We start from the raw sequence: 25,511 nt of genomic DNA, 5'->3' as shown, positions 1-25,511 counted from the left end.
TACGAATGCGCTTTTTATCCAGAAGATTAGTGATGCCCAGTGACTTAAACTATGCCGATTCGTTGTTTGGTGGCAGGGCACTTGAGTGGATTGACGAAGAAGCTGCAATCTATGCTATCTGTCAATTAGAAACTAACGTGTTAGTTACCAAGCATATTGGCGAGATTAGTTTCGAGTCACCTGCACTTAAAGGTGATGTTGTCGAATTTGGACTGGCAACTAAAAAAGTAGGGCGTACTTCGATCACGGTCACCTGTATGGTGCGAAGCAAAGCCACTAAAAAAACCATTTGTATTGCCGATGACATCGTTTTTGTTAAAGTCGACCCAGACACGCGAGAGCCTGTTCCACACGGTAAAACCATGGCAGAGCTAGAGAATCAAACGCGCACTGAAATTAGTACCTTAAATATGTTGGATTGATTTAACTCTATCCGAAAAAAGTAAAGGGGCTGTATACGGAAATGGTGATCCGATAAAGCCCCAATAATGATCAGTATTTTATGCTGTCACTGAAGTGTTATACGCTAGCAGCTACAATTTTTCTTGCATCCTCAGGGCTAATATTTTGTTTTTCGCCAAGCTGAGTAAAGCCATTTTTCTGTAAACGAGCCGCAACTTCATCAGCAACACTGGGTTCAATACCATAGTCTGATAAGCTGGTTTTTATTCCCATATCACGGAAGAACTGTGCCGTTTTTTCGATCGCTAGATCGATTGCCCCCTCTTCATCATATAAGCTTAATCCCCAAACCCGTTGTGCATATTGTAATAATTTTTCCCGTTTGTGCTGTCGTTGATATTGCATTACTGACGGTAAGATGATGGCCAAAGTAACCGCGTGGTCGAGGTTATGCAGCGCGGTCAACTCATGCCCAATCATGTGAGTCGACCAATCTTGCGGAACACCGGCACCAATTAATCCACTGAGTGCTTGAGTGGCGTTCCACATCAAATTGGCTCTTGTTTCATAGTCTTGTGATGCCAATACTTTAGGGCCCACTTCGAGCAGATTCGTTAATATGGCTTCGGCAAACCTATCTTGGACTGTGGCACCCACAGGATACGTTAGATACTGTTCCATTACGTGAACAAAGGCATCGACTACACCATTGGCAAGTTGACGCTGTGGTAACGAATAGGTTGCCTCTGGATCTAATACCGCAAATTGCGGGCGAACATGATCACAAAGGAACGACAGTTTTTGTCCCAGTTCGCTGCGGGTTACTACACTAGCGGTATTAGTCTCAGTACCAGTGGCAGGTAAGGTTAATACGCAGCCGAGCGGAATAGCACTCATTACCGGTTCGCCTTTTGCTAATATATCCCAAGGCTCGCCAGCATAATTGACAGCGGCTGCGACAAACTTGGCTCCGTCGATCACAGAACCGCCTCCGACAGCGAGAATAAATTCTATATTTTCTTGTTTACATAAACTAACGGCTTGCATGAGAGTGGTATATTCTGGATTGGCTTCAACACCGGAAAACTCGCACCATTGATGCCCTTCTAGTTGTTCACAGACTTGTTGATAAATGCCGTTTTTCTTAATACTCCCGCCGCCGTAGAGCAGGAGTATTTTAGCCTTGGGTAATAAGTTTGATAGTTTGCTGATACTACCTTTGCCAAACGCAACTTTGGTCGGATTGTGATAAACAAAATTTTGCATTTACGAGCCTTAATTAATGTGTCTTGTAGCTAAATATTGGACCTCTTAAGTATTAATTCAAGCTGCAATGAGAAACTAGTAAGGATAATCATTTCTTTCTTAAAAAACTTTAACCGTAGGTTAATAAGTGCCCGTCAATAAGGGCACTTTTTACGCTTATCTGCGCAGAGCTTTCTAGCAATAGGCCATCTATTACAGACGAAAACTCGCCTTGCTAATCGTAAAAATTGCATCATTGATCTGTGTTTTAGAAGATTCGCTTTTACTTATTCTTACTCATACTTTGAAGTAGTGAAGCATTATTTATCTGCTCGACACATCTTATTCAAAGTTCATCTTAAAAAATATCGCCTTTGAACAAAGGCGCTGTTATGATCCGCCCGTCAGACGTAGTTAGTCTGATACCCAAGGGGTGCTATTGCTGAGATCCATATAATGGAAACCCTGATACCTGATCCGGATAATACCGGCGTAGGGATGGTGTGAATGTCTAATATGCTTTCCATTTACCTGCCGTAACACCGGATCTTTTCATTGATTAGAAGAGATCCTTATGAAATTTAAATATTCCTGTTTATTTGCTAGTCTGATATCCGTACAGCCCGCTTTGGCTAATGATATCAATGAGATAGAAAAGATAACCGTAACTTCCGATTTTCGTGCTAACGATATTCAAAATGTCACCGCTAGTGTCAGTGTTATCTCTGATGATGTGATTGAACAACGTCATGCATTTAATTTACAAGAAATATTGGGACTGGGTGCAAATGTCAATTTCGCCAGTGGTGCCTCAAGAGGGCGTTTCATTCAGATCCGCGGCATTGGTGAGCGCAGTCAATTCGCCGAACCCATAAATCCCTCTATCGGCCTATTGGTTGATGATTTCGATTTTTCCGGCATTGCCGGTGTTGCCAGCCTGTTTGATGTGGAGCAGGTTGAGATATTACGAGGACCGCAAGCCACCGAGTTTGGAGCCGCAGGCATGGGCGGCACGGTGAAAATAAAAACCCAAGATGCAGATGCGGATCAATCCAGCAAATTTACCGCCACTTTAGCTCAGCAAAATACTTGGAACCTCGGTGTCGCTCATGGGGATGCATTGACCGACAAACTGTTTTACCGGGTTGCAGTGAATCAATTCAAAAGTGACGGCTTTGTTTATAATCAATTCCTAGATCGCGACGATACCAATAACCTAGATGAGTTGACCGCCCGACTTAAACTTAAATATGTCTTTTCCGATAACATTAGCTGGGATCTCAACTATCAATATTTCGATATAGATAACGGCTACGATGCATTTTCGTTAGATAACGATGGTGTGACTCGTTCTGACGAACCAGGCAAAGACACCCAAGAAACTCATGCGCTTGGCTTAAAAGGTCAGTTTTTATTATCTCAAGGTACACTGACAGCATCTTTAAATCACACCACCTCGGATTTGATATATGGGTATGATGAAGATTGGACCCACGTTGGATTTCATCCCTTTGAATACAAATCTACCGATTATTATTTTCGCGACAGAGACATGACCAGTCTAGATCTTCGTCTGTTATCTAATTCACAGTCATTGTTATTTAACAATACAACCCAGTGGCTAATTGGTGCCTTTGTTCGCAACATTGATGAATCATTGAATCGGGAATATACCTTCGCCAGTGCGGATTTCAACAGCCAGTATCAGCCAACCAATAACGCTCTGTATGCACAGACAGAATCGCAATTGAGCGACTCGTTAAGTGTCAGTTTGGGCTTGCGTCTCGATCAATATGATATTGACTATGCTGACAGTAATGGATTTGCAGAACAGGTCAATGACACCCTTGTCGGCGGAAAAGCGGTTCTAAAATACGCCATTCAAAGCGCATCTATCTACACCAGTATCTCCAGAGGGTACAAGGCCGGTGGATTTAACCCAGATGAACGGGTGACGGCTCAACGTCGATTGTTTGAACCTGAATATAATTGGAATTATGAAGTGGGTATAAAAGGACAAGGACTTAACAATGATCTTTCCTTACGTTTTGCGTTGTTTTACATGGACAGAGAAAATACCCAGATCAGTGATTTTGATGTGCAAATCAGACAAGACGGCACCCCTGATTTCATCGATATCATCGCAAATGCTGATGTAGGGACCAATAAAGGCTTGGAATTTGAAGCCGATTGGCAAGCCTCGGATTCATTATTCTTAGCGGTTAATTATGGTTATCTTGATGCGACTTTTGGTCGCTATCAATTGGCCGATGGAACAGTGATAGAAAAGCAGCAACAAGCGCAAGCACCTAAACACACTTTTAATTTATCCATATTGGGATATTTAAAGGATAATCTTAGCTTACGCGTTGAGGCGGATGCCAAAGATAACTATCGCTTTTCTGACGGTCACAACGTTGAGTCGCCTTTATCGGTCGTCGTAAATGCGCAGATGCGTTTTGAATGGCAACAATGGACGTTTTCTTTGTGGAGCAAAAACCTGTTCGATAGAGAAGTTTATGTACGTGGATTTGGTGGTTTTAGTAACGACCCAAGAGATGAATATGCCTTCCCTGAACCCTATTTTCAGTTAGGTGATGGTCGTCAATTCGGACTTACAGCTAGTTTAGTATATTAAAAAAGGAAACCAACATGCGGCTCGTAGTAGACATATCGCTTTACCCCTTAGATCAGGAATATATTCCGCTTATCAAGGATTTCATTGAGAGGTTAAATGGTTACAGTCAATTAACCACTTCGACAAGTGCCACAAGCACAATAGTTGCTGGTGAAATGGATGAACTCATGGCCATTCTCAATAGCGAAATGCAAATCACTTATGATCAAGTGGGGCAAGCTGTCTTTGTCTGTAAGTTCCTAAATGGCAATGATATGCGAGACGTGCATTGATGGAAGCTTTTTTAGCCATCGTAATTGAGCAAGCAAAACAGCAAAGCTTGACCGAAGCTGCTGCTGTTTTGTTTTCTCTGATGTACCCCTATTTGGCAGCAAGGCAAAATATTTGGTGCTGGTTTTGTGCATTAGTCAGCACCAGCCTCTACGTTCATGTATTTTGGCAAGGAAGCCTGCCTTTCAATAGTTTTCTAAACGTATATTATTTACTGATGGCTATTTATGGATGGGTAAGGTGGCGTAAAAATAGCCAAGGCGAAGAGTTACCAGTTAGAGTGTATCCCTTGTTTTACCATATCACAGCTATTGCCGTGCTAGTGGTGGCCGGATTAACATTGAATCACTTGGTGACGTTTTCTTGGATAAAAACAGATCTTTATTTAGATGCGTTGGTGACAGTGTTCAGTGTTTATGCGACTTATTTAATGGCTAATAAAATTCTAGAAAATTGGTTGTTTTGGATAGTCATCAATTTCGCCGCAGCCTATTTGTATTTCATCAATGGCTTAATGTTAACTGGCTTGATGTTCATTGGTTACTTTTTCATGTCGGTTTATGGCTATCGCAATTGGCAGCGAGATTATCAACAACAAGGTAATTCTACGCCAAACTCGCTGATGGATTAGCATTGGCTAGGCTAGCGCTTGAGAGTATGCGCAGACAGGAGTAAGCTGCATAGAGCGTTTTTTCGACTATTACCGAAAGGAAAGGGGGTCGAGTGAAACAAACAAACATTATTGATGAATTGATCGAAAGTGGTCTTTTTGGCGAACATGTTGCTATCGAGGCGGTGAAAGGGGGGGCGATCAATCGCAGCTTTCGCTTGCTTGCCAATGACACACAGTATTTTCTCAAAACCTTTGAGTTAAATCATATCGCGCCTTCAGACCGGCAGGCACTGTTTATTCAGCAAGCACAACTGGCCGACCATCAAAAAGCAGCAAAACCGATTTATTTATCGCGCTCTCATGACTTCCAAGTGGAAGAGTGGGTTGAACACACTTCTTTACTCAATTCGTCGCTACGCCACCCTGATAAAATCACTTTTCTTGCTCGCGTGTTATGGGAGATACACCAACTACCAACCTTCGCTTTGTCGATAGACTTACCGAAAAACTGGATGCTTTACCTTGAAAATGCCGATGATCCGGATGATGTCTATTGGTTAGATCGTATCGACAAATGTAAGCCTGCGTGGATAGATACCCATAAAGTCGACCAAGTATTATGCCATAACGATTTAGCCATGGAGCACATTGCGCTGACTGAGCCGGCGGTCATATTCGACTGGGAATACGCTGCACTTGGGAATCGTTTTTTTGATTTGGCCTCTTGCGCATTGATCAATAAACTCGATGAACACGATACCATCGCGTTACAAACCCATTATGCTCAACTTTGCGGCTTATCCACTGAGTACGTATTTGAGCAGTGTCAGTTGCAATTTCCGATTGTTGCTTTAACAAACGACCTTTGGTATTTGGTTGCCAAAACAGTGAAAAAGGATATCGGTTGATTTTGCAGCAAAGTGTGACTTTTTGTCAGTTAACGCCATGCAAAGCGCTTTACCTTTTGTTATCCATCAGTATAATGCAGCTTCATCAGCAGGGGTGTAGTTCCAATTGGTAGAACAGCGGTCTCCAAAACCGATGGTTGGGGGTTCGAATCCCTCCACCCCTGCCAATTTTTCTGGTAATCTTTCATCATGACCAGCAAGCACACGCAAAATCAACTTTCCGCCTATCAAAATGCCATGCTTACGCACATGGGCATTGTCTATTGGAAAACCAGAGAGTCTGCTGACGCACCTGAAACGCCGCAGCTAACCGCGACAAAAGCACCGCAGTTATCGGCGACTAAAACGCCTTCTGTTGAACAAAAGCAAGCTGGCCTTGCCAAGCTAAAACAACAACTTACTGTTGATAAAACTACCGACGTTAAGCAAAGCGTGTTGCTTTGTTTAAACACTCAAAACAGTTCTAATCAACTCATAACAGACGTACTCAATTGGCTTGAAATAAATGACAAAACAATAGTGTTTGCGGATAAATCAATCGAACATTACAGTAATTACGCCTTGGCATGGTGCATTGGCCAACACTTTGAATATAAGAATAAGGTGCTGACTACGCCAACTATTGCTGAGTTAAGTTCGATCAGTGCGAAGAGGCGTCTTTGGTCACTCCTGCAGCAATATCCTAACGCACATTAGTATGTCGGTTAGTTTCCATCCATTAACCGTCGAAAATTATCAGCAGGCATTGGCTATTCACCAAAGCTGTCACCTGTTCCCCTGGTCCGAATCCGTTTTTAAAGACTGCCTTACAAGCCCTTATTTTGCTGCCCATCTGGAATTTGAAAACCAAGTGGTGGGCTATTACGTGGGGATGGCCATCGTTGGCGAAGGTACCCTAATGGACATTGGACTTAATCATACACACCGAAACAAAGGATTAGGGAAGTTGTTGCTAGGCGAATTTATAGCGCAGGCAAAAACGAATCAGTGTGAGGAGGTTTGGTTAGAGGTGCGAGAATCTAATCAGGTTGCCATTGAGCTATACCAACAAAGTGGATTTACCTTAATCGAAACACGAAAAGCCTATTACCCAACGCAATCAGGCCGAGAAAACGGCCTGATAATGCGAGCAAAGTTGAAATAGCGTTTAGCGGAAAGCGGCGCTATCTAAGTTGATTTGCTGCGTTGCGTCAGATCTTTCCATCGCCATCTGTACGATAGTGGATGAGTTGAACTGACAACCCGTACACATTGCAATAAATTGATTCATGCTGGGACTGCCGATATTCTTCTCCCAGTTTTCGTATGTTTTGCGGGTTTTTACATTTGCTAGTTTGGCCATTTGAACTGTGGTTAGTCCAGCTTCAAGGCGCATTTTTCTGAGATCACTGCCGGTGATGTACATAAGGTTCCTACTCCATTTTTTATTATTACTGCGCAGGTTTAGGATTTAAGTGGCGTCTTAATCGCTCCATCCTGCTTAATTTTCCTCCATAGTGTAAGCAAGCTTTTGTGGATTCAGTTCCACACTGGATAAAAAAACGGGCATTTTCTTTAACCACTTGTTTTATAAGGTTAAATAGTTTTCCATAAAATTAAAAAAAGAATTTAAAAGACGAACTCAGGCAGGGCGCGGCTTATAGCCGCACCCAAATGCGTCATTTCTTCAGATTAGAAGTTGAAAAAATCTAGAACGGATTGATACCAAACCACTTCGGTTGTGGTTTCAGCTGCTGGAGGTTTCTGTTTGCTTCCGGCAAGAGCAGAAGTACCAAAAAGCGTGCTTGCGATGAATAAAGAGACAATGGCTGCTTTGGCGATATGATTAGGTTTCATAATAATTCCTTGTTGACTTGGTTGATTAAGTATAAATGTGGATTTCAATCCACATCGTGGTGCTAGTATGCGTTTTTTTTGAACAAATTTGAAATTTTAAGCTCGGAGAAGTTTCGGTAATAATAACTTATAGCTTTCGAAGAAGATCACCCAGATAAGGTAGGTGTAGCATACCTGGCTAAAATAAGGGTATGTTTTCCAGACTAATAGTATGTTTGGTTGGATTAGATTCCTAACGAGGTATTCAAAAATCATCAACAATTGCAGTACTGAGAATACCGCGAATAATTTATAGATTTGCCAATCGAGATTAACGGACTCAATAATGCGATTTGGAAAAAGTTCTTCCATGTAGACTACACGCATAAAGACAAGGTGGCGGGCAAATGAATAAGAGGAAAGAAGTGTTACGTACCAATAAATTTCAGGTGTGGCTTGATTACTGTAAATCCAGTAAAACTCAGCGATGAGTGAAAAAACCAACGCAACCAGTAAGATTCGAGATACTTTGTCATATTTTATCACCCAATAAACGGCAATTGATAACAAATAAAAGCAGGCTTTAATTAGGTCTTTGTATTCTAATTCACTAATAACCCAAGCGCTCTCTTCTACCAGTCGTTGAATTACCAAAATCACTATTAACCCAAGCACGTTAATATTGTGACGACAAATGACGGCAGTGAAAATTAAAATACAGATGAATAGGCGATCGAACAGCAGGGGGTTGCCAAAAGTATAGATGCCCGCAAAGATAAAAAGCCCTCCAAAGAGGGCCATTAATATCTTAGGCAGGTAGTGAGAGAGAAGCATTAGCTATGTGAAAAACCGAAATAATCCATCACAGTTGAGAAAAACGACTCGCGCGTCTGTTCAGATGCTTTTTGACGGCACACCGACCACCACTTGCTGATCACTTCTACACCAATACTGTTCATGGTTTCAGGTTTGTCATTCTCGATAGCCGATACCGTTTCCCTGCTGATCCCAACTCGCAGACCAAGCTCTTCCTGAGTGTATCCAGCTTCTTTTCGTAAAGAGCGAAGCTGTGCACCACTAAATCTCTTTCTTCGTGACATTGACTTATATCCAGTGCGTTGCGGGAAAAACAACGGTAAAAAACTTACCAGTACCGAATATATGTCAATTTAATCTAACAGTAAATGCAAAATTTCACATATTTTAATTATTTTATAATCTCATCAGCATATCCCGCATTATTTCAAGCAATAAGCTACGGGACTTTTGGGCTCATGTTAGATACAATGCGCGGCCGAATTTCAGCACATTTGAAACAACTAGATAGAGAGCCCATGTCATACCAGCAAGAAGTGAATAAACGCCGCACCTTCGCAATTATTTCGCACCCTGATGCGGGTAAAACCACGATCACTGAAAAAGTACTTTTGTTTGGTAATGCACTGCAAAAAGCCGGTACAGTCAAAGGCAAAAAGTCGGGGCAGCACGCCAAGTCAGATTGGATGGAAATGGAAAAAGAACGGGGCATTTCAGTGACGACCTCTGTGATGCAGTTTCCATACAAACAGCATTTAGTCAACTTGCTCGACACCCCAGGACACGAAGACTTCTCAGAAGATACTTATCGTACCTTAACAGCCGTGGATTCTTGCTTGATGGTGATTGACGCTGCTAAAGGTGTTGAGGCACGAACGATTAAACTAATGGAAGTGACACGTCTTCGTGATACGCCCATTATCACCTTCATGAACAAACTGGATCGTGACACTCGTGATCCAATTGATTTGCTTGATGAAGTGGAAGACATACTGAATATAAAATGCGCACCTATTACTTGGCCAATCGGCATGGGTAAAGAGTTCAAAGGTGTGTATCATTTGTTGCGTGATGAAACCATGCTGTATAAAACCGGCATGGGGCACACCATCCAAGAAGAGCGCATCATCAAAGGGCTGAATAATCCAGATCTAGACGCCGCTATTGGTAGCTATGCTGAAGAGTTGCGTGAAATGCTTGAGCTGGTTAAAGGCGCATCACATGAATTTGATCTAGAAGAATTCTTAAATGGCGAGTTAACGCCGGTGTATTTTGGGACTGCGCTAGGTAATTTCGGTGTAGATCACATGCTCGATGGTTTGGTGGAGTGGGCACCTAAACCTCAGGGCCGTCAAACTGACTTGCAAGCGGTATCTGCTGATGATGAGCGATTCAGTGGTTTTGTCTTTAAGATCCAAGCCAATATGGATCCTAAACACCGCGACCGCATTGCGTTTTGCCGAATTGTGTCAGGTAAATATCAAAAAGGCATGAAAATGCATCAAACCCGAATTGGTAAAGACGTGCGTATTTCTGATGCCTTAACCTTTCTAGCCGGGGATCGAGCACTACTTGAAGAAGCCTACGCTGGCGATATCATTGGCTTGCATAATCATGGCTCAATCCAAATTGGTGATACCTTTACCTGGGGCGAGAAGTTTCGCTTTGCGGGTATTCCTAACTTTGCACCAGAATTATTTAAACGTATTCGCCTGCGTGATCCCCTTAAACAAAAGCAATTGCTTAAAGGCCTGGTGCAATTATCCGAAGAAGGTGCAGTGCAATTATTTCGTCCATTGACGAATAATGACTTAGTTGTAGGGGCGGTTGGGGTACTGCAATTTGATGTAGTCGTGGCGCGCTTAAAAGCTGAATACAATGTTGATGCTTTGTATGAGCATGTAAATGTGACCACCGCGCGTTGGATCCACTGCGATGATGCTAAGAAACTTGACGAGTTTAAACGCAAAGCCGAAGTTAACCTGGCCTTGGATGGTGGCGACAATCTAACCTATATTGCGCCAACTATGGTTAACTTAAACTTGTCTCAAGAACGTTATCCAGATATTAAATTTTTGAAGACCCGTGAGCATTAATTGTTATCAATTAAATCCAGCAGAATTTTACCTAAAGACTTTATTATGAATTTACAAACTCTACTTCTTGAACGATTTAAAGCTGCGTTAGCTAAGATTGGGGCGCCAAAAGACAGCCCAACGCCGTTGGGGCGTAGTACTCGCGCGGAATTTGGCGAATATCAGTTCAATGGTGCTATGGCACTCGCGAAATTAATGAAGCAAAAGCCCAGAGACATCGCTGAGAAAATAGTCGAGGCAGTGGCGCTAGATGATGTAGCGCAAAAGCTGGAAATTGCTGGCCCGGGTTTTATTAATATTCATTTGAAACCGGAATGGATGGCGCAACAACTAGTCGAAGCAAAAAATGATCCTCGTTTAGGCATTGCGCAGCAGCCTGCTAAAACCATTGTGGTTGATTACTCTTCACCTAATTTAGCCAAAGAAATGCATGTGGGCCATTTGCGCAGCACTATTATTGGCGATGCGGTTGTTAAAGCTTTGGAGTTCATGGGTCACAAGGTGATCCGTCAAAACCATATGGGCGACTGGGGAACGCAATTTGGCATGTTGTTAGCGCATTTAAACGACAAGCTAGCAGCCAATGAAGTGGCCGAAACTGCGCTTTCCGATTTAGAAGACTTTTACCGTGAAGCCAAAGTTAGATTTGATAATGAAGATGGATTTGCCGATCGCGCTAGAGAATATGTGGTTAAACTGCAAGGCGGTGACAGCCAATGTCTGACCTTGTGGGAACAGTTTATTGATGTGTCAATAAAGCACAGTGAAGATGTTTATAACAAACTCAATGTGTCTTTGTCTCGTGACGATATTATGGGTGAAAGCGCCTATAACGCCGACTTACATGCCACCTTGCAAGCGTTAAAAGATCAAGGACTAGCGGTTGAAGATCAAGGTGCGCAAGTGGTGTTCATCGACGAATTGGCTGACAAAGAAGGCAATCCCGCGGTCTATATCGTTCAAAAATCCGGCGGTGGCTTCTTGTATTCCACTACCGACCAGGCGGCTATTCGATATCGTTGCCAGACCTTAAAAGCGGATAGAACCTTAATTTTTACTGACGCTCGACAGGCACTGCATTTTAAGCAAACCGAAATCGTTGCTCGCAAAGCCGGTTTTATTAGTGCAGAACAAAGTTACGAACATTGTCCGTTTGGAATGATGTTGGGAACTGACGGTAAGCCCTTTAAAACACGCAGTGGCGATACAGTCAAACTCGCCGATTTGCTGGACGAAGCGGTGGAGCGTGCTGAAAAAGTTATGGCGGAGCGCATTTCTGATTTTAGTCCAGAAGAGCGTAAAGCGATTGCTCGTAAAATAGGTATCAGCGCTGTTAAATACGCGGATCTTAGTAAAAATCGTACTACCGACTACATCTTCAATTGGGATTCAATGCTCAGTTTTGAAGGTAATACGGCACCTTATTTACAATATGCTTATTCCCGTGCAAACAATATCTTTAAGAATGCAGGTGTCGATGCCAATAGCTTGAATGCGACTATTCACATTGATTCAGCGCAAGAAAAGACGCTGGCAATCAAATTGCTGCAATATGTAGAAGCGCTGGAACAAGTCACAGCAGAAGCCACTCCGCATGTGTTGTGTAGCTATTTATTCGAGCTAGCAAGTCACTTTATGTCTTTCTACGAAGCGTGCCCGATATTAAAAGACGGCATTACCGCCGAACAGCGAGACAGCCGACTCATGTTAGTCGCTTTAACCGCCGCGACCCTAAAGTCAGGCTTAGAACTACTGGGTATAGACACTATGGCGCGCATGTAAGCGCTATAGCAAGGACACCCACCGTTAATGGTTTAGTGCTTTAGCAAGGACACCCACCGTTAACAGCTTAGTGCTTTAGCAAGGACACCCACCGTTAACGGCTTAGCATTTTAGCGTGGACACCCACCGTTAACGGCTTAGGTTTTAGCAAGGACACCCACCGTTAACGGCTTAGTGCTTTAGCATGGACACCCACCGTTAACGGCTTAGGTTTTAGCAAGGACACCCACCGTTAACGGCTTAACATTTTAGCGTGGACACCCACCGTCAATGGTTTAGCGCTTTAGCATGGACACCCATCGCGCTTTAGCATGGACACCCATCGTAAGTTCACCATGTGATCTTTAGAAGGGGCGGTAATCGTAAAAGTTTGAGAGTGAACATCGGTGCGGACACGCAACGATAAAATGTAAAACAGCATCAATAAGGACACACATGGTTAAAATAATTGCATTTGCAGGCAGCGGCCGCAAAGACTCGATAAACAAAAAAGTTGTTAAAGTAGCAGCCAAAGGGGCTGAAGAAGCAGGCGCTGAAGTTACTATTGTCAACTTAGAAGACTTTAACATGCCGATTTTCAATGAAGATCTTGAAGCCGAAAAAGGCATGCATGAGGGAGCCCAACGGTTTAAAGAAATGCTGATGCAAAGTGATGGTTTCCTGATTTCTAGTCCGGAATACAACAGTTCATATAGTGCATTGTTTAAGAATGCGATTGATTGGGCATCTCGAAAGTTAGATAACGAAAAGCCATTGGAAGCATATAAAGGCAAAGTCGCTGGTATAATGGCTGCATCCCCAGGCGCGCTTGGTGGAATGCGAGTTTTGGTTACTTTGAGAATGCTTCTGGAAAATATTGGCACAATGGTTCTTCCGACGCAAAAATCAGTAGCCAAAGCAATGGATAAGTTTGACGAAAACGGCCAAATCACTGATGAAGCAACAGAAAAAGCCTTAAAAAACATCGGTAAGCAACTGGTCGAGACTTGTCAAAAATTAAAAGCTTAAAGTGTTTGAACGGTAGTATAACTTATACTGTCTTTATCCCTTTGCATATCTGTCAAAACGTCTTAGATTCCGGTAGAATCTTCGCCCTAATTCAAATTGTTTATAAAGATTTATGTTTGAAATCAATCCCGTACAAAACGCACTTGAAGATGTAAGACAAAGAAACGATTCGCTTCGGGGGTATCTTTGACTTCGATCTAAAAAAAGAGCGCTTAGAAGAAGTTAATCGAGAACTTGAAAGCTCAGAAGTGTGGAACGATCCAGAGAGAGCCCAAGCGCTTGGCAAAGAAAAAGTTGCTTTGGAGCAAGTTGTCGAAACCATCGAACAGCTTGATCAAGGTACCGAGGACGTTGAAGGCTTACTTGAACTAGCAATTGAAGCTGAAGATGAAGAAACCTTTAATGAAGCCTCTGCTGAGCTTCAACAACTAATAGAGAAACTAGAACTATTAGAATTTAGGCGTATGTTTTCTGGGCCAAATGACGCTAATGATTGCTATATCGATATTCAGTCGGGCTCAGGTGGCACTGAGGCTCAAGATTGGGCCAACATGTTATTACGAATGTATTTGCGCTGGGGCGAAGCTCACGATCTTAAAACTGAACTGATTGAAGTCTCTGATGGTGACGTCGCTGGTATAAAAAGTGCCACGATTCGATTTGGTGGTGAATATGCCTTTGGGTGGCTCAGAACTGAAACAGGCGTGCACCGTCTAGTTAGAAAGTCTCCTTTTGATTCGGGGAATCGTCGGCATACGTCATTTGCCTCTGCTTTTGTTTACCCAGAGATAAACGATGATATTGAAATCGACATAAATCCATCGGATTTGCGTATCGATACTTACCGAGCATCTGGCGCCGGTGGTCAACACGTCAACAGGACTGACTCGGCGGTTAGGATCACGCATTTACCCACCAATATCGTGGTCCAATGTCAAAATGATCGCTCGCAACACAAAAATAAAGATCAAGCGATGAAGCAGCTCAAAGCTAAGCTTTATGAGCACGAGATGCAGAAGCAAAATGAAGAAAAACAAGCAATGGAAGACAGCAAATCCGACATAGGGTGGGGAAGCCAGATACGATCATATGTGTTGGATGATTCGCGGATCAAAGATCTGAGAACGGGTGTTGAAACCAGAAATACGCAAGCCGTTTTAGACGGAGATCTAGATAGATTTATTGAGGCCAGCCTTAAGTCGGGCCTTTAAACATTTTTACGATTATTCAGGAAAGTCGATGACTGACATTCAACAAGACGAAAATAAATTGATCGCAGAGCGTCGCGGAAAACTTGATGCTATTCGCCAGAACTGTGATTCTAATGGTTATCCAAATCACTTTCGTAGAGAGCACTATAGCCAAGATGTGCAAAATGAATTTGGCGAGATGGAAAAAGAACAGCTAGCTGATGCCGGTCATAAAGTGAGTATTGCTGGTCGTATTTTAGCGAAGCGAGGACCTTTTCTATTGCTTCAAGACATGACCGGGCGAATCCAATCTTATGCGGCTAAAGATACCCAAAAAGACATCAAAGCTCGTTATGGCAGCTTAGATATAGGTGATATTGTTGGCGTTAAAGGGACCTTACATAAATCTGGTAAAGGTGATTTATATGTCAATATGGATGAGTATTATTTATTGACTAAATCACTGCGTCCGTTGCCTGAAAAATTTCACGGATTAGCTGATCAAGAAACCAAATATAGACAGCGTTATGTTGATCTCATCACAAATCCACAAACCCGTGAAACGTTTTTGATACGCAGTAAAATTGTAAATGGCATTCGTAACTATTTAACTGAACGTAATTACATGGAAGTCGAAACGCCAATGCTACAAGTGATCCCTGGAGGCGCCACTGCTAAGCCCTTCGTGACACATCATAATGCGCTTGATATTGACATGTTTCTTCGAATTGCTCCTGAGCTATATTTGAAGAGGCTTGTGGTAGGTGGGTTCGAACGTGTTTTCGAGATCAATCGCAATTTTAGAAACGAAGGCTTGTCAACTCGTCACAACCCAGAGTTCACTATGCTAGAGTTCTATCAAGCCTACGCTGATTATCACGATCTAATGAATCTCACTGAAGACATGCTGCGCACGTTAGCTCAAGATGTGTTAGGAACAACAATCATCAGCAGCACTGAGAAAGACAGTGAAGGCAATGTAATAGCGCAAGTGGATTATGACTTCGGGCAGCCGTTTGAACGCTTAACGATGAATGAAGCGGTGATTAAGTATTGGCCTGAAGCCAATGTAACGGCAATTCAGGACCCTGAGAATCATTTGGATGAGCTCAAAGCAATGGCGAAACAATTGCATATTAAAGAGCCTGAAGTTGATGGTATTTGGGGGGCAGGAAAATACCTGTGTGAAATTTTTGAAGCAACTGCTGAAGAAAAGTTAATCCAACCTACATTTATAACGGCTTATCCATGGGAAGTGTCGCCACTTGCTCGTCGCAACGATGACAATGCTTTTATAACTGATCGATTTGAGTTTTTCGTCGGCGGAAGAGAGTTGGCAAATGGCTTCTCAGAGCTAAATGATCCGGAAGACCAAACAGCACGCTTTAAAAAGCAGGTTGAAGAAAAAGATGCCGGGGATGATGAAGCCATGCATTTTGATGAAGATTATATTCGTGCCTTAGAGTATGGATTGCCACCTACCGCTGGCGAAGGCATTGGTATTGACAGACTGGTTATGCTTTTTACAGACAGTCCAACCATAAAAGACGTGATCTTGTTTCCACACATGAAACCCGAAGTGCCACAAGCATAGAGTATTAGGTTTTAAATCAATAGAAATTGCTGTGAACAGAAAAATGGAGGCTTTAGCCTCCATTTTTTGTTGTTAGCATCACTAAGGTGGACAGTCACCCAAAATCACATTTTTTAGCACTAAGGTGGACAGTCACCCAAATTCACATTTTTTAGCACTAAGGTGGACAGCCACTCAAATTCACTTTGTTTACTGCAAAGTCATTAGCATGGACAGCCATTCAAAATCATCATCTGCAATCTCATTGTCTGTTTTAGCTTATCTTTTTTGATATTCCGACTAATTAAATTACCGTGGACAGGCATATTATCATTGGTAGGAAAATTACCGTTTTAAACGCTTACTTGTGAGATTCATAAATCCCGCATGTCAGTCCACTATTTACGGCAAGTCAAACGTACAGAATCGCACAATCAAAAGTACTGTATAGGGCGATTTACAAGGAGATTAGTTCTCCATTTTCTTTATTTTTTGCAACAATTGTTGGTTTAGGTGGACAGCCACCCCTACGCTTTTTGCCAGCTGCACTATATAGCCGTTGATGAAATCGATTTCAGTTGGTCTTTCATGATGAATATCTTGATGCATTGAGGAATAGTTTTTTGCCGTGACCTTGGCAACTGACAAGCAATTATTAACTAGCTGTTGAGCATCTGCGTCAATTTTCAGAGCTCCCATAACCGAGGCTATTTCACTGGCCAGTTGCTTGATTTGCGGTAAGTACTTCGATTTCGTTAATTCACCATTAGGAATATCATACAAAGTCGTCAAAGGATTAATAATGGCGTTAATGGCGAGCTTATGCCAAAGCATTGGTTCAATATCATTATACCAAGTGCAAGGAGGTAAAAGTTGGCTAAACCAGCTTTGATGAAGCGTATTGACGGAATGTTTGACTAGCCAACCAGCCTGAGTCTGGCCTAAACCGGTTACGTTGAGTCGATGTGTTTCGGGTTTGAAAGCACCATAACTTGTGGTTGCTACTGCGATATTATGATTTGGTATAAGCGCTTTTGCTTGAAGGTGGGTTCCCATGCCGTTGTGCAACATAATCACGCTGACATTCTTGCTAATTTGATCTTTCAATTGCTCGATACAAGGAACAATTTGATATGCTTTCAAAGGCAGAATGAGTAATCCAGATTCAATTTTTGAATGAGGTTTTACGATATTTAGCTTGCAAATATCTGCACAAATTTTCCCTTCAACCGTGATTTTTTCTAGTGGCGCGCCGCGAGTCATGATTTGATATTCAAATCCTAGTTTATGACACTGTAGTGCTAGCAAATTACCAATGGCACCGTTGCCGACAATGGTAATCATTTTGAGTTACTTCCATATTTTCGTCTACCTATTTGGCCAAGCTTTATTAGTACGCAGCCTACTAAAACGCCACTAAAATCGGCTAATAGATCATCAATGTTGCCACTGCGATAGGGAATCAGATGTTGTGCAACCTCACTCACAATGGCAAAAAGGCTCACAATACCAGCAACTTTCCAAAGCGCCGTTCTCAAGCTAAATGCCACTGCTAGCGTGATAACGATGAAAAAGATTGCGTGTTTAATTTTGTCATTGCTGGTATCTATCGGTAGATATTCAACGGGAACTAACATTGCTACCGAGAATAATATCAATAGTAATAACAGTATAAGGCTTGCCGTTTTGCTACCCATCAAATGTGCCTGTTCGTTTCATCTGCTGATACTTTAAGGTCGGCCAATTAAGTTGTTGAGGCGTAAAAAATTCATGGGTGATTTGGCTGTTAAGCAAAGACTGAAAGTGAATCCCCGTTTGGGGAAGACTGCTGAAGATGTAGTCATTACCTTGGTCACTAAATTGCAGCATATAAGCGTGCAAATAAGTACGGTCACTTGCCTTACCGGTATATAGATTGTCCCCTAATATTGGACTGCTCAGGCTTTTCATCATCACTCGAATTTGATGGGTTTTACCGGTATGAGGTTTGATCACGTAAAATCTTAATCCGTTACCCATGCCACAACTAAAAAACTGACTTATTGCCGGATTTTCGAAGGTTTTAGACAAAGCCCATTTCCCGTCGCGCAGGGTGCGCATGTCTCCTATCACGCTTCCTTGTTTTTTATTTGATTTACGATCGCTTATTGCAAAATAATATTTTTGAATTTTTCTTTGAGTGAAAAGTTCTCCTAACCGCGCTGCGGCTTCTGCTGATTTTGCTAGCAACAATAGTCCTGAGGTTACTTTATCGAGTCGATGTGCCAGCCATAATTGAGGTACATTCAGTTGCTTTTGAAGTAAGGTGACGATTCCATTGCAATCACCTTCTTGATGCACCCCTAAACCTGCAGGCTTATTGACTACAATAATATCTTGGTTTTCAAAGATGACCGAAATTGACATCATTTGTTAGCTTGCTCATTAAACAGTCTAGATGGAATCGAGGATATGCAATGCTTCGGGGTAATCCAAGTCACTTATTGCGTTCTCTAGTTGCCGTTGTTTTAGAATGGGGAATTGGCATTCTCCAAGCAGCGCGTCGAGTTTTTCAGGGGGGAGAAATTCATTGCGTTGCAACGTGTCATACAGCTGCTTCTGAGCGACCTGAGCTGGACTTTGAGGCGGCGCTTCCGTAGCAACTTTTGTTGTCTCGGCAGACAGATCTTGTATTTGTTGCAGCGTTTGCTCTAGGACTGCTTTAAATTCTATAAAATCAGCAGTGGTATCTTGTTCACTTAACAACGATGACTCGAGCTTTTTCGCTTTATCGTGCAGCGCATTGAGCCCTAGGTTTCCCGATACACCTTTTATTGTATGGACTATAGATTGATAGCTACGGGCATCACCATTGGCCTGCATGTTAGTTAGGCGCTCAGGCAGGTCAATGTATTCAGTTGAGAACTTGCCCAATAATTTTATCAATAAAGCATGATTGCCACTGAGTTGTGACAAAGCAAATTTTAAATCGATAATTTCGGCTTGATTGACCATATAACACTCTTATTACATACAATTTTTAACAACATATTACTTTATTCTCGTCCACAAGGTAGACTAAATGCAATCTAGAGCAACAAAAAATCAATAAATGATAGATCATTTTAAAGGGATTCATGTGATAAAACTGTTTTTTGCTTTGTGTTTGACTGCAATGATGCTTGCAGGGTGTTCATCCGACAAGCAGGTCGGCGATAGTGCAAAGTTAGCGTTACCTGACGGGATTACGCTAGTTGAAATACGCAACGATCAGGGTAGTGACAAAGTCGCCATTGCCTACAGTAAATATAAACTAGACAATGGCCTCACAGTTATTTTGCATGAGGATAATTCCGATCCGTTAGTGCATGTTGATGTCACCTATCATGTAGGGTCTGCCCGAGAAGAATTAGGGAAGTCGGGTTTCGCGCATTTTTTTGAACATATGATGTTTCAAGGGTCGAAACACGTCGCTGATGAAGAACACTTTAAAATCATCACTGAAGCCGGTGGTGATATGAATGGCACCACTAACAGTGACCGAACCAACTATTATCAAACCGTGCCAGCCAATCAGCTTGAAAAAGTGCTTTGGTTAGAAGCGGATCGTATGGGTTTTTTGTTGGATGCCGTTACTCAAGAGAAATTTGAAAATCAGCGAGAAACGGTAAAAAATGAGCGCGGTGAGAATTATGAAAATCAGCCTTATGGACTTCGCACAGAGCGTGTAGCAGAAGCACTATACCCCGAAGGTCACCCCTATTCATGGTCTACTATTGGATATATCGACGATCTCAATCGTGTATCAGTAAATGATCTCAAAGCTTTTTTCCAACGTTGGTATGGTCCGAATAATGCTGTGATAACCATTGGTGGAGATATAGACGTTCTTGAAACCTTAAGTTGGGTTAAAAAATATTTTGCTCCAATACCGGCGGGCCCAGAAGTTGAGTCCATGCAAAAAATGCCAGTTTCCTTGGATGCTGATCGATATATAACGCTCGAAGATCAAGTGCATTTACCCTTGATTCAATTAACGTTCCCAACGGTGTACGTGAATCATCCTGACGAAGCGCCTCTGGATGTCCTGTCTGATATTTTGGGGGGCGGAAAAACCTCGTTATTTTATAAAAATTTAGTGAAAGATAACTTTGCAATTCAAGCCTTTGTTTCTCACCCTTGTCGAGAGCTGGCTTGTCAGTTTGATATGGTTGCTTTGGCAAACCCTGAAAAATCAACAGATCTCAAACAGCTTCAACAACTTATAGAAGTTACTTTAACCGAATTTGAAAGCCGTGGAGTTAACGAAGACGATTTAGCTCGAACCAAAGCTAGCATTCGTTCTATGACTATTCTGGGGTTACAAAGCGTAGCTGGCAAAGTCACCACGCTCGCCATGAATCAATTGTTCAGTGGCCAGCCAGATCAGGTTCAATACGATTTGGACCGCTACAATGCCGTTACTGCTAAAGATGTGATGCGAGTGTATCGAAAGTATATTAAAGACAAAGAAAAAGTTATTTTGAGTATCGTGCCAGACAGCCTAACTCAACTGGCTGCGAACCAAGCAAATTTTGCGCTTCCTGAACGCTCTTTTACCGCGTCTTCGGTATCTGAGACGGTAGAAACCACGCCGATTCAAGATGTATTTGATCGTTCCGTTATGCCCGTTGCAGGCCCAAATCCTGCTGTTCAAGTGCCACAGTTTACCCGCAAAAAATTTGACAATGGCATAACGATGTTGGCTCATGGTAACAGTGAGACCCCAACGGTCACGATATTGTTAAACCTCGAAGGCGGGCCATTGCTCGACAGTATTGACAAAGCCGGCCTTGCTTCTTTTACTGCCAGTATGATGAATGAGTCAACACAATTGATGTCAAACGAAGAAATGGCAAATCAGTTGGCATTATTAGGAAGTCAAATTCAGTTCAGTGCTGGTGGACGGTATACGCAAATTCGAGTGAATTCATTGGTTGAAAATCTTGATGAAACCTTGGCATTATTGAAAATGAAACTGTTTCATCCTGCGTTCCTAGAAGAAGACTTTCAACGCATCAAGCAAAACCTGATCCAGCAACTATTACAACGTAAAAACAATCCAGCTGTGCTTGCGTCGCGCGTAGTCGACAATTTGCTATATGGTTCACATAACGTTGTAAGTTTACCCTCATCAGGAACGGTAGAGACAGTCAGTGCAATTGAGCTTGATGATATCAAGATGTTTTATCAGAGATTCTATACTCCTAGTAAAGCAAATTTGGTGATCGTGGGTGATATAAACGAGAAGAGCATTGCTAAGAAATTAGGGTTCTTAACTCAATGGCCAGCTAAAGATTATACGATTCCGGCTTATGCTGAGTTTCCTGTTTACAGTAAAAGTAAAATATATTTGGTCAATAAACCGGACGCTAGTCAGTCTGTGGTGAGGATCATTGAAAAGTCTTTACCCTATGATGCGACTGGAGAGCATTTTAAAAGTCAGCTGATGAATTTTCCATTGGGGGGGATGTTTAATAGCCGGATCAATCTAAATCTCAGAGAAGATAAAGGCTATACCTATGGGGCATCAAGTCAATTTATCGGCGGGAAAACCCTTGGTCGATTCCAGGCAGGAGCCGATCTCAAGCAACAAAACACTGCTGATGGTATTAAAGAGATCTTAAATGAAATAAAAACGTATCAGAGGTCTGGCATGACTGAGGCGGAACTAAGCTCAATGCGCAGTGCCTATACTCAATCAGAGGCCCTTAACTATGAAACACCTTATAATAAAGCGAGCTTCTTGAATCATTTGTTGACCTTCGATTTAGCGAAAGAGTATCGTCAAGAACAAACTAAAATAATCAATAGTATTACGCGCGAAGAGTTAAATACGCTTGCTGCCAAGTTATTGGACACGAATGATATGCAAATCGTCGTTGTGGGTGATGCGCAAAAGGTGAAAGGTCAGTTAGACTCTTTGGGTATGGAAATAGTCATATTAGAAAGTGAAGACTTTTAGTTAACACCCACGTGAGGTTCGCAGCCAATGCTGATTACTTTCGATAGTATTGTGCGAGCCTCTATTTAAACATTGTGAGGATTAAAGGCTTCAATGTGTATAGGTGAGTGGGGCGAGTGAACATTTTTGTTCGGTTGTAACATTGAATTTGATTCAATGCTCCCCACTACTAATTATTACTCCACTATTAGGAACGTATTTTGACGTCTATCGACTCATCTTTTGCAGAACGTCTTGCACTGTTGAATATGCCAGCTGTGCAGGAAACACTACCCAATATCAAGCACGGTGTAGAAAGAGAAACGTTGCGAATAAATCCCAATGGTTCGCTATCTCAAAAAGCCCATAATCCTGATTTAGGCTCGGCCTTAACTCATGAAACAATTACCACTGATTTTTCAGAATCTTTACTGGAGTTTATTACGCCTCCAGAGTCAAACCCTGATGTGACCTTGGCTCAGTTAGCGGATGTTCACAAATATGTGATGCAAAAAATTGATGAAGAGCGACTTTGGCCTCTCAGCATGCCGTGCTTTATTGATGGAGAAGATAACATTCCTATCGCCCAATATGGTTCATCCAATGTGGGTAAAATGAAGACGTTGTATCGCACCGGTCTTAAAAATAGGTATGGCAGTATGATGCAGGCAATTGCAGGCGTGCATTTTAATTTCTCACTACCTGAATCGTTTTGGCAGGTTTGGCTGGAAAACAGTGCTCAGCAAGTTGCTAACAAAGAAACAATATCAGCAGCCTATTTTGCGATGATTAGAAACTATCGACGTTTTTGTTGGTTGATCCCATATTTATATGGCGCTTCTCCAGCTATTTGCAGTTCTTTTATTCGCGGCAAGAAAACCTCATTACCTTTTCAAAAACTAGGAAAAGGAACACTCTATTTGCCTTATGCAACCTCATTACGTATGAGCGACCTGGGATATACCAATTCAGAACAGTCTGGGCTTAAAATATGCTACAACCATCTAGATTCGTATATTAGCTCATTGCGTCGAGCGATAAATACGCCATCAGATAAGTACCAAAAGTTTGCAGGTAAAAAAGACGGAAAATATCAGCAACTAAATGCCAATGTGTTGCAGATTGAGAATGAACTGTATTCTCCCATCAGACCCAAACAACCAACTCAGCCACTTGAAAAACCAACTGATGCACTTGAAAGGCGTGGCGTTAGCTATATTGAAGTTCGTGCATTGGATGTGAATCCTTTTAGTGCAGTTGGTATAGACAAAGAGCAGTTTTATTTCTTGGATGTGTTTTTGACTTTTTGTTTGGTCGCGCCAAGTGAAGCTATGAACGATGAACAATATGCACAAACAGAAAAGAACCTTAAATCTGTTGTTATTAATGGTCGTGATCCAGCGTTAAAACTGCAACATCTGACAGAATCCATGAGCATACCTCAGTGGTCAGAATCTTTGTTTGAGAAAATGCGCGGTGTGGCCGAAGCTTTAGATAAAGCCAACAGTACGGCTGCTTATTCAAGGTCACTTGAAACCCAATGGCAGAAAATCATAGATCCATCTTTAACGCCCTCAGAAACCTTATTAAACACCTTGTTGAGCGAAGGTAAGGACAATGGGACCTTGGGAGTGGAACTTGCACAAAAATATCGAGATGAATTGCTATCGACACCGTTCAAGCAATTTGATATTCAGACGTTTGAGCGGCAAGCATCCGATTCACTTGCGCTTCAACGGCAAAAAGAACAAGCTAATACGTTATCATTTGATGACTTTTTAGAAGATTATTTTAATCAGAAATGATATTTTCATGGCTGTATTTTGGATAAAAAAATGCCTGACATTAGGTCAGGCATTAAACTACTACCAGGGAAAACACACAATAACTTGAACACACTATGTATGACCTAGCATTAATTCAAAAGTTCACAAGCCAGTGTGTTTTTTTTCAAAAAAAACTTGGTGTTTTATTGGTCGCTACGTGTCTAGCGGGATGCGCGGTGACGCCTCCTCAAGATATTAATAATATTTGTAAAATATTTGAAGAAAAATCCAGTTGGTATGACGCTGCTCAGGATATGAAAGATAAGTGGGGGGTCCCAATCCATGTGCCTATGGCCATGATGTATCAAGAAAGTTCGTTTAGAGCTACAGCCCTTCCTTCACGAGACTATGTTTTTTTCGGGCTAATCCCTTGGGGGCGCATCAGCAGTGCCTACGGGTACAGTCAAGCGAAGACACCCACATGGGCTGATTATATACGTGAAACCAATAACTCGGGCGCTGATCGCGATGATTTTGATGACGCAATCGACTTTATGGGTTGGTTTATCAGCAAGACATACAAAGTCAATGGCATTTCAAAATGGGACGCCTATGGCCAATATCTCAATTACCATGAAGGCTGGGGCGGTTTTAAACGTAAGACATATCGCCGAAAAGCCTGGTTGGTAGCTGTCGCTAAAAAGGTTAATACTCGTTCCCTGCAATACGCCAAACAATTAAAAACCTGCGAGGAAGATCTGCAAAAAGGCTGGTTTCTTAAATTGTTCGATTAGTGCTCAGCCGCATTTTCTAGCGTGGACAGGCACCGATTAGAGATTAGCATGGACCGATTAGCATGGACAGGCACCCCAAGTCCTATTTTTCACAGCCCCACTTTTAGTCAGAGTGTTATGCAGGACAGCCACCCATCCTTTAGTTTTTATAGTTATTAGTCAGGACAGTCACTCATACTATTCAATACCTGTTATGCAGGACAGTCACTCAAACTGGACGCAGAACTGGACCTCATTGTTAGACAAATTCAGCTAGGCTTTAGGTCTGTCAATTCTCAAAGGACGTGTGCATGGCTCTTCCTAGAAAGCGCCAAATCAGTTTGACCGATACGCCGTATTATCATTGTGTGTCGCGTTGTGTGCGTCGGGCGTATTTGTGTGGAGAAGACAGCGTCACGGGTCAAAGCTATGAACACCGCCGTCAATGGGTCGAAGACCGACTTTTGTTTTTAGCGTCACTTTTCACGATTGACGTGTGTGCCTATGCGGTGATGAGTAACCATACCCATGTGGTATTGCATGTGGACAAGGATAGGGCCATGAGCATGAGCGATGAAGAGGTGGCGATACGTTGGAGGCGATTGCATCGTACTCCGGTGTTGGTCCAGCGGTTTGTGGATTCCCAACAACCGC

25 protein-coding genes, 1 tRNA gene and 1 riboswitch are annotated in these 25,511 nt (G+C 42.3%); of the genes, 17 read left to right on the top strand and 9 right to left on the bottom strand.

The features are described from left to right. Positions 1–5 precede the first annotated feature (5 nt). Entirely contained in the window at positions 6–422 is a 417-nt protein-coding gene (locus ABD036_RS12350; protein WP_343860356.1) for an acyl-CoA thioesterase, read from the top strand. Positions 423–519: 97 nt separating this feature from the next. Here the strand turns inward: ABD036_RS12350 and ABD036_RS12345 are convergent, their stop codons facing one another. Continuing rightward, the gene (locus ABD036_RS12345) at positions 520–1,668 is read right to left on the bottom strand and encodes an iron-containing alcohol dehydrogenase (protein WP_343860354.1); all 1,149 of its coding nucleotides are present in this window, start codon (positions 1,666–1,668) and stop codon (positions 520–522) included. 398 nt (positions 1,669–2,066) lie between these two features. Further along, positions 2,067–2,163: riboswitch (TPP riboswitch) on the top strand. Positions 2,164–2,221: 58 nt separating this feature from the next. On the opposite strand from ABD036_RS12345, the gene ABD036_RS12340 reads away from it, so the two are divergent. The 7 genes from ABD036_RS12340 to rimI all read left to right on the top strand — a co-directional run bounded on the left by ABD036_RS12340 (position 2,222) and on the right by rimI (position 7,220). Continuing rightward, on the top strand, positions 2,222–4,285 hold the full coding sequence (locus ABD036_RS12340) for a TonB-dependent receptor (protein WP_343860353.1): 2,064 nt from the start codon (positions 2,222–2,224) through the stop codon (positions 4,283–4,285). A gap of 14 nt (positions 4,286–4,299) precedes the next feature. Continuing rightward, a complete protein-coding gene (locus ABD036_RS12335) occupies positions 4,300–4,557 on the top strand; it encodes a YkoF family thiamine/hydroxymethylpyrimidine-binding protein (protein ID WP_343860351.1) in 258 nt (85 codons plus the stop codon). Then, positions 4,557–5,186 (top strand): nicotinamide riboside transporter PnuC, encoded by a 630-nt coding sequence (gene pnuC / locus ABD036_RS12330; protein ID WP_343860349.1) that lies wholly within the window; start codon positions 4,557–4,559, stop codon positions 5,184–5,186. The genes ABD036_RS12335 and pnuC overlap by 1 nt, the downstream gene beginning before the upstream one ends. 92 nt (positions 5,187–5,278) lie before the next feature. Next, positions 5,279–6,076: a phosphotransferase gene (locus tag ABD036_RS12325; RefSeq protein WP_343860347.1), complete on the top strand. Its 798-nt coding sequence runs from the start codon at positions 5,279–5,281 to the stop codon at positions 6,074–6,076. 90 nt (positions 6,077–6,166) lie between these two features. Beyond that, positions 6,167–6,243, top strand: a tRNA-Trp gene (locus ABD036_RS12320). A 22-nt stretch (positions 6,244–6,265) separates the two neighbouring features. Next, positions 6,266–6,772: a DNA polymerase III subunit psi gene (locus ABD036_RS12315; RefSeq protein ID WP_343860345.1), complete on the top strand. Its 507-nt coding sequence runs from the start codon at positions 6,266–6,268 to the stop codon at positions 6,770–6,772. A 1-nt stretch (position 6,773) separates the two neighbouring features. Continuing rightward, positions 6,774–7,220, top strand: a complete 447-nt coding sequence (rimI, locus tag ABD036_RS12310; RefSeq protein ID WP_343860343.1) for a ribosomal protein S18-alanine N-acetyltransferase — start codon at positions 6,774–6,776, stop codon at positions 7,218–7,220. 3 nt (positions 7,221–7,223) lie between these two features. On the opposite strand, the gene ABD036_RS12305 is transcribed toward rimI, so the two are convergent. The 4 genes from ABD036_RS12305 to ABD036_RS12290 all read right to left on the bottom strand — a co-directional run bounded on the left by ABD036_RS12305 (position 7,224) and on the right by ABD036_RS12290 (position 8,991). Then, the gene (locus tag ABD036_RS12305) at positions 7,224–7,481 is read right to left on the bottom strand and encodes a helix-turn-helix transcriptional regulator (protein WP_343860341.1); all 258 of its coding nucleotides are present in this window, start codon (positions 7,479–7,481) and stop codon (positions 7,224–7,226) included. A 266-nt stretch (positions 7,482–7,747) separates the two neighbouring features. After that, complete coding sequence (locus tag ABD036_RS12300) at positions 7,748–7,912, bottom strand: hypothetical protein (protein ID WP_343860339.1); 165 nt, start codon at positions 7,910–7,912, stop codon at positions 7,748–7,750. 96 nt (positions 7,913–8,008) lie between these two features. Beyond that, the gene (locus ABD036_RS12295; protein WP_343860337.1) at positions 8,009–8,692 is read right to left on the bottom strand and encodes a hypothetical protein; all 684 of its coding nucleotides are present in this window, start codon (positions 8,690–8,692) and stop codon (positions 8,009–8,011) included. A 32-nt stretch (positions 8,693–8,724) separates the two neighbouring features. After that, positions 8,725–8,991, bottom strand: coding sequence for a helix-turn-helix transcriptional regulator (locus ABD036_RS12290; protein ID WP_343860335.1), 267 nt, complete (start codon positions 8,989–8,991; stop codon positions 8,725–8,727). Between the two features lie 234 nt (positions 8,992–9,225). On the opposite strand from ABD036_RS12290, the gene prfC reads away from it, so the two are divergent. From prfC to lysS, 5 genes are all read left to right on the top strand, one after another. Further along, the gene (prfC, locus tag ABD036_RS12285) at positions 9,226–10,803 is read left to right on the top strand and encodes a peptide chain release factor 3 (protein WP_343860681.1); all 1,578 of its coding nucleotides are present in this window, start codon (positions 9,226–9,228) and stop codon (positions 10,801–10,803) included. Positions 10,804–10,848: 45 nt separating this feature from the next. Beyond that, complete coding sequence (argS, locus tag ABD036_RS12280) at positions 10,849–12,585, top strand: arginine--tRNA ligase (protein ID WP_343860333.1); 1,737 nt, start codon at positions 10,849–10,851, stop codon at positions 12,583–12,585. A gap of 435 nt (positions 12,586–13,020) precedes the next feature. Continuing rightward, complete coding sequence (locus ABD036_RS12275) at positions 13,021–13,593, top strand: NADPH-dependent FMN reductase (RefSeq protein WP_343860331.1); 573 nt, start codon at positions 13,021–13,023, stop codon at positions 13,591–13,593. Between the two features lie 112 nt (positions 13,594–13,705). Then, positions 13,706–14,804 (top strand): peptide chain release factor 2 gene (gene prfB, locus ABD036_RS12270; protein ID WP_343860329.1). Its coding sequence is split into 2 segments (ribosomal slippage): positions 13,706–13,780 and positions 13,782–14,804, totalling 1,098 coding nucleotides; the frame shifts between segments, so codons are not numbered across the junction. Positions 14,805–14,832: 28 nt separating this feature from the next. Then, positions 14,833–16,377 carry a lysine--tRNA ligase gene (gene lysS, locus ABD036_RS12265; protein ID WP_343860327.1) on the top strand — a complete coding sequence of 515 codons (1,545 nt, stop codon included), beginning with the start codon at positions 14,833–14,835 and terminating at the stop codon, positions 16,375–16,377. A gap of 447 nt (positions 16,378–16,824) precedes the next feature. Here lysS and ABD036_RS12260 read toward each other — a convergent pair whose 3' ends face one another. The 4 genes from ABD036_RS12260 to ABD036_RS12245 are packed head-to-tail and all read right to left on the bottom strand — an operon-like array spanning position 16,825 to position 19,350. Then, positions 16,825–17,700: a ketopantoate reductase family protein gene (locus tag ABD036_RS12260; protein WP_343860325.1), complete on the bottom strand. Its 876-nt coding sequence runs from the start codon at positions 17,698–17,700 to the stop codon at positions 16,825–16,827. Next, positions 17,697–18,053, bottom strand: coding sequence for a VanZ family protein (locus ABD036_RS12255; RefSeq protein WP_343860323.1), 357 nt, complete (start codon positions 18,051–18,053; stop codon positions 17,697–17,699). The genes ABD036_RS12260 and ABD036_RS12255 overlap by 4 nt, the downstream gene beginning before the upstream one ends. After that, a complete protein-coding gene (locus ABD036_RS12250; protein WP_343860321.1) occupies positions 18,046–18,765 on the bottom strand; it encodes a TIGR01621 family pseudouridine synthase in 720 nt (239 codons plus the stop codon). The genes ABD036_RS12255 and ABD036_RS12250 overlap by 8 nt, the downstream gene beginning before the upstream one ends. A 24-nt stretch (positions 18,766–18,789) precedes the next feature. Beyond that, positions 18,790–19,350: an Hpt domain-containing protein gene (locus ABD036_RS12245; RefSeq protein WP_343860319.1), complete on the bottom strand. Its 561-nt coding sequence runs from the start codon at positions 19,348–19,350 to the stop codon at positions 18,790–18,792. Positions 19,351–19,447: 97 nt separating this feature from the next. On the opposite strand from ABD036_RS12245, the gene ABD036_RS12240 reads away from it, so the two are divergent. The 4 genes from ABD036_RS12240 to ABD036_RS12225 form a co-directional block, all read left to right on the top strand. Then, positions 19,448–22,339, top strand: coding sequence for a M16 family metallopeptidase (locus ABD036_RS12240; protein ID WP_425542572.1), 2,892 nt, complete (start codon positions 19,448–19,450; stop codon positions 22,337–22,339). A gap of 200 nt (positions 22,340–22,539) precedes the next feature. After that, complete coding sequence (gene gshA / locus ABD036_RS12235) at positions 22,540–24,123, top strand: glutamate--cysteine ligase (RefSeq protein WP_343860317.1); 1,584 nt, start codon at positions 22,540–22,542, stop codon at positions 24,121–24,123. Positions 24,124–24,218: 95 nt separating this feature from the next. Next, positions 24,219–24,878 carry a transglycosylase SLT domain-containing protein gene (locus ABD036_RS12230; protein WP_343860315.1) on the top strand — a complete coding sequence of 220 codons (660 nt, stop codon included), beginning with the start codon at positions 24,219–24,221 and terminating at the stop codon, positions 24,876–24,878. 290 nt (positions 24,879–25,168) lie between these two features. Then, a partial coding sequence (locus tag ABD036_RS12225) for a transposase (RefSeq protein WP_486274180.1) occupies positions 25,169–25,511 on the top strand: 343 nt, incomplete at its 3' end.

Source organism: Aliiglaciecola litoralis, from assembly GCF_039523355.1.
Lineage (GTDB): Bacteria > Pseudomonadota > Gammaproteobacteria > Enterobacterales > Alteromonadaceae > Aliiglaciecola > Aliiglaciecola litoralis.
Note: the sequence above shows the minus strand (reverse complement) of the source record. Positions and strands in the feature narration are given on the sequence as shown.